Genomic DNA, 10,201 nt, shown 5'->3' with positions numbered 1-10,201 from the left:
CGAGATTATGAAGAACAACCTGCGTTTCGTCAACAGGTCAGCGAAGTTTTTTTCGCTGCGGTCAGCGCTGCAAAACTGCTCAGCCCGACCACCCATCAACCCCGCAACCCTTGTCGCTGCTGCGTTTGCAGCGCGGTTTGTGTTGCGAGGGGGCGAATATTAAGGGAGCCAGCGCAGGCTGGCAAGGGGTTTGTCATCAAAACTTCAGATTTTTCTGGAAATGACGATCACGGCACCTCCTCGGCGCGATGTCGGCCCCCTATATATAGAATCATCAGTCCGGGACCGGTTCCCGCCCTCCCATCTCCTGAGGACAATCACCCATGACAATCGAAGCAACCTGGCTGGCCGCCTCGGGCGCGAGCGCCTGCGACCTGCGCAATGAGACCGCCACGTGGCGCGCGGACCTCGATGCCCCCGCAGGCGACCCGTCGCTGCCGAACCCCCACGATCTGCTCGACTCCGCGCTGGCAGCATGCACCACGCTCACGCTCCAGGTCTACGCCAAGCGCAAGGGCTATGACCTGCGCGAGGTACACGTCTCGGTCCGGCACGAGGAGGCACCAGGCACCTACAAGATGATCCGCACCGTCAGAATCGATGGCGAGCTGCCGCCGAACGTGCGCGAAGATCTGCTACGCGTGGCCAACAAGTGCCCGGTGCACAAATCGCTGTCCGCCCAGATTTCGATCGAGACCACGCTCACCGCCTGAAGGCGACGTCGTATTCATTGACCCGGCAAATGATAATGGTTATCATTTGAGTTCTCGGGTTTCTGACACGACCTGAGTCAGCAAATGGGTTACCGGACACGTTTCGTGTCCGGCCTTTTTTGCTGGCGGCTCCAGCGGCCGCTCCCCCCCGTCATCATCCTGACCCAACCGTCGCGCAACGTTGTCCTACAGCGCGATCCACATCCCGCGATCCCCTCATACGTAGGGCCATCTGGTCTCATTGGTTCGCTCGCCAACCAAGCCTGTGTTGTAACGCGCTCCGGACGCCACTTGGGCGCTTTCTTAGCCATGTACCGCGGCTTAACATGAAGCCAAAACAAGACATGGCAGCAAGCAGCAGGGAAGCATTGGAGCGGGGACATCTTGGCGAACTACATCGAAGAGTATTGCGCGCGCATCCGGCGTGGCGGCGCGCGAGCCATTGCGGACAAACCCGTGATGGTGGATCAGGACGGGACGTACACCATGGCTTACGTGCCGTTCGAGCATCGGAACGCCGGTGCGCGCCTGGTGCTGGTGAGCACCACGCCGGGCCACACCCACGTGCGGCTCGCCGCGTCGGTCACGGAGGAACTGCTGCTCGCGCATACGCCCGGGCGGAGCATCCAGCGCGAGAACAAACGGCGCGTGGAACTGGGCGGCCGGCTCGTACGGCCCAACCTGATCCGCATGCTCGACCACTTCCGCGTGCCCGAGCTGATCGGGCAACCGCACGCGGCCGCCTTGTGGAACGATGGCTTCGACGCCATCCAGCCGCTTGCGCTCCTGCCCCATGCCACCACGCGGCGCGGGCTCGCGTTCGACGGCCCGCTCGACGAACTGCTCGATGTGCCCATGCTCCGCACCGTCTTCGAGTCGCTCTTCCTCGCGCGGCTCGGGCAGTGCCATCGACGCGCGCTCTATATTGGTCTCGGGCGTACGGCGTGGGCGGGACTGCGGCATGCCGCCGGGCTGGGTCTGATCGATCGGAGCCAGATGCTGGGCATGATGCCGGTGCCCGCGCGCGCCGGCAGCATGGTCCGGTATTTCCTGCGCGAGATTTCCGCCCACGATCTGTCACCTAACGACCCCGTGCGCCACCGCATCGCGTGGCTGGACGCCGCGCACGCGGAGATGGAAGCCGGCGTGCGGCGCGTGCGGGCCGCGACGGGGCCGGCCAATCATCCGGATCGGCTCATCGCCTGACAGAGGAAGGTCGTGTGACGCTGGCCCCACCTAAGTAGGGATTAGCGTCGCCCTGAGGTGCCGATAACACTTCTTGAGGATTCTGACCTCCTCGCATTCCCGATTTGCGGCCCCCCATGTTGGTGGAGGGCCGCTATTTTTTTGGGATAACCCGTAGCCTATGGGTGACAAAAAATGTGACGCGAACATGATCTGGATCTAGTGCGGCCCAATTGGGGAAATTTCACACAGCGATTGCGGAAACTTCCCACAAACGGAGCGGCGCTATCTCCATATACTGCCCAGTCAGTGATGACCCCTGGCCCGCCCGCGTGGCGCGGCCGCAAGGCAGTAACGCATGACAACCATCCTGATCGTTGACGATCACCCCGCGCTGCGGCTTGCCATGTGCGCCCGTCTCTCGCAGCTGCTGGGCGTGAATGTGCTGCTCGAAGCCGACAACGGCCAGAGCGCCATCGAGGCAGTGCGTCGACACAAACCCGACCTCGTTGTGCTGGATCTCGACATCCCCCGCATGAGCGGGCTAGATGCCACGCCGCGCATGCGCGCGCTCCACCCGGGCGTGCGCATCCTGATCCTGACCGCCCAGAACCCCACGCCGTTCGCCGCGCGCGCCTACCAGGCCGGCGCGCAGGGCTTCATCAGCAAGACGCAGGACATGGACGCCATCGTCCGCTGCGTGGAAAGCGTGCTCGGCGGCTTTACCGTGTTCCCGAACGGCGCGAGCGCCAATCCCGCCACGGCCATCTCGTTCAGCGACTCCTCGCGCGAGTCCCGCATGGTCAGCGACGACGAAGGCCTGCGCAAGTTGTCGGACAAGGAAGTGGTCATCCTGCGCATGCTCGCGCGCGGTATGAGCAACAAGATCATCGGCAACGCGCTGTTCATCAGCAACAAGACCGTCAGCAGCTACAAGGCGCGCATCATGGCCAAGCTGCGCGCCGAATCCCTGGTCGATCTGGTCGACTTCGCCCGCCGTTGCCACCTGACGCCTTGACTCGCGCCATGACTCGCGCCATGACCCACGCCGGGGCCCGCCGGGTTCTGCCCCGCGCCGAACGCGAGGCCATGGGCACGGCGGTGGCCAACGCGGCGCGGGACGACCCCGCGCTCTACCGGATGCTGCTCGCGCGGCTGATCGAGACCAACGAGGCAGACATGGCCAACCTGCAGCGGACGGTGGCAACGGGCGACTGGACCGGCGTGCAGCGCGCCGTGCACCGCACCAAGGGCAGCGCCGCGCTGGCCCGCTGCCCGACGCTCGTGGCGGCTGGCAAGTCGCTGGAGTCCGCCGCGCGCCAGGGCAAACGCGCCGTGATCGATGCGCTACTGCCGCGCTATGTCGCCATCGTGACCGAATTCAACGACGCGCTGATCGCCCTGCAAGCGGCCGCACCCGGCGCCCCCGCCCACGCCGGCAGCCCGGATCCGGGCGATGGCACGTCGCCGTCCAGCCACATTCAAGGAACTTGATGACCCTGTCCGCATCATGGCAGTGCACGCCGCCCGTGGCGCTGGCACACTGTGGGTCCATCCGGCCGCCCCCCTTCTTTTCGCGCCGGACCCCTTTTCTGGCGGGAGACATGTCGTGGGTGATTTGCAGGCCTTGCTGGACAGCCACGGGCTGTCCCTGGTGTTCCTGAGCGTGCTGGCCGAGCAGGCCGGCCTGCCGGTGCCGGCCTATCCGATGATGTTCGTGGCGGGTGCGCTGTCGATGCAGGAGTCTGGTCCGTCGATTGGCGCCGTGCTGTTCGCGGTGATCTCCGCCTGCCTGATCGCCGATACGGCGTGGTACTTCGCCGGCAAGCGGCTGGGCCAGCCGATGCTGCGCACGATCTGCCGCGTCTCCCTCTCCCCCGACACCTGCATCCGGCAGACCCAGTCGCTGTACCTGCGCGTGGGGCCCCGCTCGCTGGTCTTCGCCAAGCTGCTGCCCGGCGCCGGGGCGCTCTCCACGGCCATGGCCGGCATGACCTCCACGCCGTTCATGACCTTCCTGTTCTACGACGCCCTCGGCGCGCTGGTCTGGGCCGGCGGGGCCCTGCTGGCGGGCGTGGTGTTCAGTGATTTCGTCGATACGATCCTGGCCGCGTTCAGCACCTACGGCCATATCGCCGTGCTGGTCGCGGGCGGCGCGTTCGCGCTGTTCATTGCCTGGCGCTTCTGGCTGCGCTGGCGCCTGCTGCGCCGCACCGGCCGGATTCCGCGGATGACGGTGATGGAGCTGGAGTCGCGCCGCTCGGCGGGCGCGCCGCCACTGGTGGTGGACGTGCGCGCGCATGGCGTGGCCCCCATCGAGCGGATTCCCGGCGCGCTGGTCATGGAGCTGCACGCGCCGCTGGAAGCCCTGGGCGAACATTCGCCCGAACATGACATCGTGGTCTATTGCGCCTGCCCTCATGAGATGTCCGCCGCCGTACTGGCGGAGCGGCTGCGTGTGGCGGGATACCGCCGCACCTGGGCGCTGGCGGGCGGGTTCGACGAATGGAAGCGCCTGCAGGGCGCCTTGTCGACCCAGTCCGACGAGGCCAGCAACGACCCCACCAAGCAAGCCGCCGCGCACTAATCCACCCGCAGTCCCCCCGGATCAACCGCCGCTTCCTATACTTGGCCCAGGCCATTGTGCAGGGAGGGCGGCATGCCAGGCGAAGACCCGGGTTGGGACGATGAAGCCGCGCGCGTGGCGCACCGCCGGCGCATGCTCGAGATTCCCCGGCACAACGCCGGCCAGACCTACGCGCTCGCCCTCTCCGGCGGCGGCATCCGCAGCGCCACGTTCTGCCTCGGCGTCATGCAGGCGCTGGCCGAAGCGCCGAATCCTGCCCAGACTCCCGCCCGAACACCCCTCGACACCCCGCCCTCCCCCACCGTGGCCGGCACCCAATCGCTGCTGGCCCAGTTCGACTATCTCTCCACCGTCAGCGGCGGCGGCTACCTTGGCGCGTTCTTCGTCAGCCTGTTCGTGCCCGGCCGGCTGCGGCGCGGCACCGGCGCCGTGCAGGCCGCGCAGGACGCCTACCGGACGATGCAATACGAACCGCCGGGCCGCATCCACACCTCGGTCTCCTATGCCGAGACACCGGGCCGGGCCGCCGTGGCGTGGCTGCGCGAGAACGGCCGCTACCTCACCCCCACCGGCGCGGGCGACAACCTCTACGCCGCCGCCGTGGTGGTGCGCAACTGGCTGGCCATGCAATATGTGATTGGCAGCGCACTACTGGTGCTGCTGGCCGCGCTGGCGCTGGGCCTGCACCTGGCCACGGGCGCGTGGCACGGACTGGCCCGCAACGAGATGGACCTGCTCTACGCCGCACGCCAGGCGTTCTACAACGAACGGCTGGCCATCTGGTGGAGTCCCCTGCTGTGGCTGCCGGTGGCGTCGGCGCTGCTGTTCGCCGTGCCGCCCGGTATCGCGTTCTGGCTGGTCTACCCGCGTTCGGACGACCCGCGCCAGCCTGTACGGGTGCTGAACAACGCCGTGCTGCTCGCGGCGCTGATCGGCGCGGCCTTCCTGGCCACCGCATGGTGGTTCCAGCGCCTGCAGCCGTCGCCCCAACTGGCGTACGCCTGCTTCGCCATCGGCATCCTGGCCTGGCTGGGGGTGGCGGCTTGCCTGGTCATGGTGATGCCGGCCCCGCGCTCGGTGACCATGTTCCGCGTGCGCGCCACGCGGGCGCTGCGCACGGCGATGGGGGTCACCGGCGCGCTGGCCGCGCTGGGCCTTGCCGATACCGCCGCGCGCACCTGCTATCTCTATAGCTATCTGGCCGAGCACCCGTGGGGCGCGCTCGGCCCGGCCGGCTCGCTGGGCGTGCTGGTCTGGCTGGTCCGCTATGGCGCCAATCTGCTCGATAACGGCCACAAGGGCGCCGGCGATTCGTCCTGGCGCGCGATGCTGGGCCGCCTGCCCGTCTCGCTGCTGGCCGGGACGCTGGCGGCGGTGCTGGCGCTGCTCGTCTTCGTGCTCTGGTCGTGGATCGTGCTCTGGGTGCGATGGGACGGCGGCGAGCCGGTCGACTGGCTCGTCTTCGGCAAAGCCTGGACCACGCCCGCACTGGCCGTGCTGACGGGGCTCGCGCTGGTCATGGCAATGGTGGTGGGGCGCTTCGCGGGCTTCCTGAACCTGTCCACGCTCCAGTCGTTCTATGCCTCCCGGCTCACGCGCGCGTACCTGGGCGCCTCCAACGGCAACCGCTTCACCGCCGCGGCGGACAGCCGGGAGACGCGCCAGCGCTTCAGCGTGGCCGAGCCCGCCCCGGACGACGCCCTGAGCCTCAACGACTATTACGATCCCCGCGTGCTGGCGCCGCTGCACCTGATCAACGTCACGCTGAACCTGACCGTCGATCCCGCCGAGCAGCTCGTGCAGCGCGACCGCAAGGGCAAGCCGCTCTGCGTCTCGCCGGGCCCCGCGCTGGCCCAGCCGGGCGCCCCGCAGCACCTGCCCGCCGACACCTACGTGCGATTCAGCGTCGATGGACGGCCTTGCTGCGCGATGTCGCAGGAACGCACCTTCCGCCGCCATCCCGGCGAGATGGCCCACGCGCGCACCGTGGGCGACTGGGTGGCGATCTCGGGCGCCGCCATCTCCACCGGCCTCGGCCGCGCCTCCACGCTGGGCACCTCGCTGCTGATGGGGTTCGCCAACCTGCGGCTCGGCGTCTGGTGGCCATCGCGGCTGGATAGCGGCGGCGCGCACGCCCCGATGCGCCGGCGCGGCACGGCAGGGCGCGCGCGGCCCACGCTCGGCGTGCTGACCGGGCTGTTCCGCACGCAGTACTACCTGGGGTGCGAACTCGCCGCGCGCTTCCACGGCACGCGCCGGGGCTGGCAGTACCTGTCCGATGGCGGCCATTTTGAGAACACCGCCGTCTATGAACTGCTGCGCCCGGAGCGGCGCGTGGCGCTGATCGTGCTGTGCGACTGCGGCTGCGACGCCGACTACCGCTTCAAGGATCTCGCCAACCTGATCCGGCTGGCCCGCATCGACTTCGGGCTCGAGATCGTCGTGGACACCGCCGCCGCGAGCGACCCGGTGCTCAAGACCGTGTTCGGCACCCTGGACGACTTTGCCGCCGATGCCAGCCCGGAAAGCCGGACGAAGGTCGGGCTGCTGCTCAATGCCTATGTGGCCGGCCAGGGTGGCGCGCCGGACGCCCCGCCGGTCACCCGCATCATCCTGCTCAAGCCGCGCCTCACGCCCACCGCGCCGGCCGATGTGCGCCAGTACGGCGCGGTCCATCGCGACTTCCCGCAGCAGGGCACCGCCGACCAGTTCTTCGACGAAGCGCAGTGGGAAAGCTACCGCGCGCTCGGGTTCGACATCGGCCGGCGCATTGCACAGGGGCCCATGGCGCAGCGGCTGTTCACCTAGCCCCCACGGTCAGCAGGGCTACTTGGCCGGCGCCAGCACGATTCGGCGCGCGTGACTACCATAGCCCCGTTTCCCTCTCCACATGGCGCGCCGGTCACCCCGGCCGCGTCCCGCATCCATGATTCCGTATTCCCTGCTCGACCTTTCACCGATCGTGGAAGGCAGCGATGCCGGCCAGGCCATGCGCAACACGCTGGACCTGGCGCAGCACGCCGAACGCCTTGGCTATCGCCGCTTCTGGCTGGCCGAACATCACAACATGCCCGGCATTGCCAGCGCCGCCACGTCCGTGCTGATCGGCTACGTGGCGAATGGCACGTCCACCATCCGCGTCGGCTCGGGCGGCGTGATGCTGCCGAACCACTCGCCGCTGGTGATTGCCGAGCAGTTCGGCACGCTGGCCGCGCTGTATCCGGGCCGCATCGACCTCGGGCTGGGCCGCGCGCCCGGCTCCGACCAGGCCACCGCGCGCGCGCTGCGCCGCCAGTTGAGCCACGACAGCGCCGACACCTTCCCGCAGGATGTAGAAGAGCTGCAGGCCTATTTCGATGAGGTGCGCCCGGGCCAGCGCCTGCGCGCGGTGCCCGGCGCGGGCCTGAAGGTGCCGCTGTGGCTGCTCGGCTCGAGCCTGTTCAGCGCGCAGCTGTCCGCCGCGATGGGGCTGCCGTTCGCGTTCGCATCGCACTTTGCGCCCGGCTTCATGCGCCAGGCCGTGGACCTGTACCGGCGCACCTTCCGCCCGTCCGAACAGCTGGACCGCCCGCACGTGATGCTCGGCGTCAACGTATTCGCCGCCGATACCGGCGACGAGGCGCGCCGGCTGTTCTCGTCGCTCCAGCAGCAGTTCCTGGCGCTGGTGCGCGGCACGCCGGGCCAGCTCAAGCCGCCGGTGGACAACATGGACCCGCTCTGGGACGCCAGCGAGGCCGACCACATCCGCCGCTCGCTGGCGGTCTCGGTGGTGGGCGACCCCGCTGCCGTGCGCGAGGGCCTGCAACGTTTCGTGGACGACCTGCGCCCGGACGAACTGATGCTGACCGGCCAGATCTACGACCACGCGGCGCGGCTCAAGTCGTTCGAGATTGCCGCGAAGGCGGTGCGCGCCCTCTCGCTCTCGCCCGCGCAACTGGCCTGAACCGTCAGCGCCAGCGCCAGCGCCAGAAAGCAAAAACCGCGGCCCCGGCCGCGGTTTTCGTTTCAGTACGAGCCGGATCGATCAGGCCGTCGCCAGCCGGAACGCCGACACCGCGCGCATCATCGACTGCGCCTGCTCGGCCAGCGAATGGGCGGCGGCGGCCGCTTCCTCCACCAGTGCCGCGTTCTGCTGCGTCACCGAATCCATCTGCGTCACGGCCTGGCCCACCTGCTCGATGCCGGTGCTCTGCTCGGCGGAGGCCGCGCTGATCTCGCCCATGATGTCAGTCACGCGGCGCACCGCGCCCACCACCTCGTGCATGGTCTCGCCGGCCTTGGCCACCAGTACCGAGCCGTTGTCCACCTGCGCCACCGAGTTGTCGATCAGCGTCTTGATCTCCTTCGCGGCGTTGGCGCTGCGCTGGGCCAGGCTGCGCACCTCACCCGCCACCACGGCAAACCCCCGGCCCTGCTCGCCGGCCCGGGCCGCTTCCACGGCGGCGTTCAGCGCCAGGATATTGGTCTGGAAGGCGATGCCTTCGATCACGCCGATGATGTCGACGATCTGGCGCGAGGCGTTGTTGATCTCGCCCATCGTCGCCACCACCTCGCTGACCACGTCGCCGCCCCGGTTGGCGATATCCGAGGCGTTCACGGCCAGCGCGCTGGCCTGCCGCGCGTTGTCCGCGTTCTGGCGCACGATGCCGGTCAGCTCTTCCATGCTCGACGCGGTCTGCTCAAGTGCCGAAGCCTGCTCTTCGGTGCGCTGGGAGAGGTCGGTATTGCCCGCCGAGATCTGATCCGTGGCCGTGGCGATGGAGCCCGCCGCGCCGCGAATCTCGCCCAGCGTGCCCGCCAGGCGGGTCTGCATGCGCTGCATGGCGGCCAGCACGCTGTGCTCGTCGCCAGCGCGCACGACCACTGGCACGGTCAGGTCGCCGCCGGCGATGCGCGTGACCGCTTCCACCGCGTAGGCCGGCTCGCCGCCGAGGCTGCGTTTGACGGTGCGCATCAGCCAGAGCATCACCGCCGCGATCAGCGCGCCAATCAGCAGCGTGCTGACCAGGGCGTTGATCAGGTTGGCGCGGAACGCGTCTTCCACATCGACCAGGAACACGCCGGTGGCCACGAACCAGTCCCAGTCCGCCACGTGGCGGCCATAGGTAAGCTTGCGCTGCGGGTTCTCGGTGCCGGGCAGACGGCCACGGTAGGTCGAGAAGCCGGCCTCGGGGCCGGTGGTGCGGCGCGCGCCCTCCAGGATGGCGCGGTAGACGTAGACGCCATCCGGGTCCTTGAACTCGCCGACCATGTTGCCCTCGGTCTGCGGCAGGCCCGGGTTCAGGATCACCTGCGGCTTGGAATCGACGATGAACAGGTAGCCGTTCTGGCCGAAGCGCATCGCGCGCAGCGCGTCCTTGGCGGCGGTCTGGGCGTCTTCCTTCGACATCTGGCCCTTGGCGGCGCGCGCCGCGTACATCTTGACGATGCCTTCGCCGGTGGCGACCAGCGACTGCAGGCTCTCGCGCCGCTCGCCCATCATCACGGACCTGGCGTGGAAGGCGTTCCAGGTACCCAGCGCGAGCAGCAGCAGCCACATGACGGCAAGCGCCGCCCAGAGTTTGGTGTTCAGTGTGAGACGGTTCATGGTCGGGAGTCTGTTGGGAATTCCCTGGGATTAACGACGCCACATCCCCATTCCCTTAGCTTCCGTTAGCAACGGGTGGCCAATATGCGCGATGATCGGGAAAATTGCGCAGCACTGTCCACCTGGAGC

Annotated in this window: 8 protein-coding genes; 7 read left to right on the top strand and 1 reads right to left on the bottom strand. The window is 68.4% G+C overall.

What is annotated here, in order from left to right; all coding sequences use genetic code 11:
* The first annotated feature begins 323 nt into the window (after window positions 1–323).
* The 7 genes from SB751_RS19810 to SB751_RS19780 all read left to right on the top strand — a co-directional run bounded on the left by SB751_RS19810 (window position 324) and on the right by SB751_RS19780 (window position 8,428).
* Window positions 324–713: an OsmC family protein gene (locus SB751_RS19810; protein ID WP_144203306.1), complete on the top strand. Its 390-nt coding sequence runs from the start codon at window positions 324–326 to the stop codon at window positions 711–713.
* A gap of 384 nt (window positions 714–1,097) precedes the next feature.
* Window positions 1,098–1,919 carry a hypothetical protein gene (locus SB751_RS19805; RefSeq protein WP_144203304.1) on the top strand — a complete coding sequence of 274 codons (822 nt, stop codon included), beginning with the start codon at window positions 1,098–1,100 and terminating at the stop codon, window positions 1,917–1,919.
* Between the two features lie 337 nt (window positions 1,920–2,256).
* The gene (locus SB751_RS19800; protein ID WP_144203302.1) at window positions 2,257–2,916 is read left to right on the top strand and encodes a response regulator transcription factor; all 660 of its coding nucleotides are present in this window, start codon (window positions 2,257–2,259) and stop codon (window positions 2,914–2,916) included.
* A 20-nt stretch (window positions 2,917–2,936) separates the two neighbouring features.
* Window positions 2,937–3,392: an Hpt domain-containing protein gene (locus SB751_RS19795; RefSeq protein WP_410748310.1), complete on the top strand. Its 456-nt coding sequence runs from the start codon at window positions 2,937–2,939 to the stop codon at window positions 3,390–3,392.
* A 115-nt stretch (window positions 3,393–3,507) separates the two neighbouring features.
* Window positions 3,508–4,485, top strand: coding sequence for a DedA family protein/thiosulfate sulfurtransferase GlpE (locus tag SB751_RS19790; RefSeq protein WP_211943573.1), 978 nt, complete (start codon window positions 3,508–3,510; stop codon window positions 4,483–4,485).
* Between the two features lie 72 nt (window positions 4,486–4,557).
* Window positions 4,558–7,293, top strand: coding sequence for a hypothetical protein (locus SB751_RS19785; RefSeq protein ID WP_144203297.1), 2,736 nt, complete (start codon window positions 4,558–4,560; stop codon window positions 7,291–7,293).
* A 118-nt stretch (window positions 7,294–7,411) separates the two neighbouring features.
* The gene (locus SB751_RS19780) at window positions 7,412–8,428 is read left to right on the top strand and encodes an LLM class flavin-dependent oxidoreductase (RefSeq protein ID WP_144203294.1); all 1,017 of its coding nucleotides are present in this window, start codon (window positions 7,412–7,414) and stop codon (window positions 8,426–8,428) included.
* Window positions 8,429–8,509: 81 nt separating this feature from the next.
* On the opposite strand, the gene SB751_RS19775 is transcribed toward SB751_RS19780, so the two are convergent.
* A complete protein-coding gene (locus SB751_RS19775; RefSeq protein ID WP_144203293.1) occupies window positions 8,510–10,072 on the bottom strand; it encodes a methyl-accepting chemotaxis protein in 1,563 nt (520 codons plus the stop codon).
* Between the last annotated feature and the right edge of the window lie 129 nt (window positions 10,073–10,201).

Origin of the sequence: Cupriavidus sp. SIMBA_020, assembly GCF_046535395.1 — a bacterium.
Classification (GTDB): Bacteria; Pseudomonadota; Gammaproteobacteria; order Burkholderiales; family Burkholderiaceae; genus Cupriavidus; species Cupriavidus campinensis.
The sequence above is the reverse complement of the archived record's forward strand: the minus strand, read 5'-3'. Positions and strand labels throughout refer to the sequence as shown.

Bases quoted from the DNA above. Each gene is read 5' to 3' on its own strand.
- SB751_RS19810 (WP_144203306.1), top strand. From the start codon at position 324: ATGACAATCGAAGCAACCTGGCTGGCCGCCTCGGGCGCGAGCGCCTGC.
- SB751_RS19800 (WP_144203302.1), top strand. From the start codon at position 2,257: ATGACAACCATCCTGATCGTTGACGATCACCCCGCGCTGCGGCTTGCC.
- SB751_RS19795 (WP_410748310.1), top strand. From the start codon at position 2,937: ATGACCCACGCCGGGGCCCGCCGGGTTCTGCCCCGCGCCGAACGCGAG.
- SB751_RS19785 (WP_144203297.1), top strand. From the start codon at position 4,558: ATGCCAGGCGAAGACCCGGGTTGGGACGATGAAGCCGCGCGCGTGGCG.
- SB751_RS19780 (WP_144203294.1), top strand. From the start codon at position 7,412: ATGATTCCGTATTCCCTGCTCGACCTTTCACCGATCGTGGAAGGCAGC.
- SB751_RS19775 (WP_144203293.1), bottom strand. From the start codon at position 10,072: ATGAACCGTCTCACACTGAACACCAAACTCTGGGCGGCGCTTGCCGTC.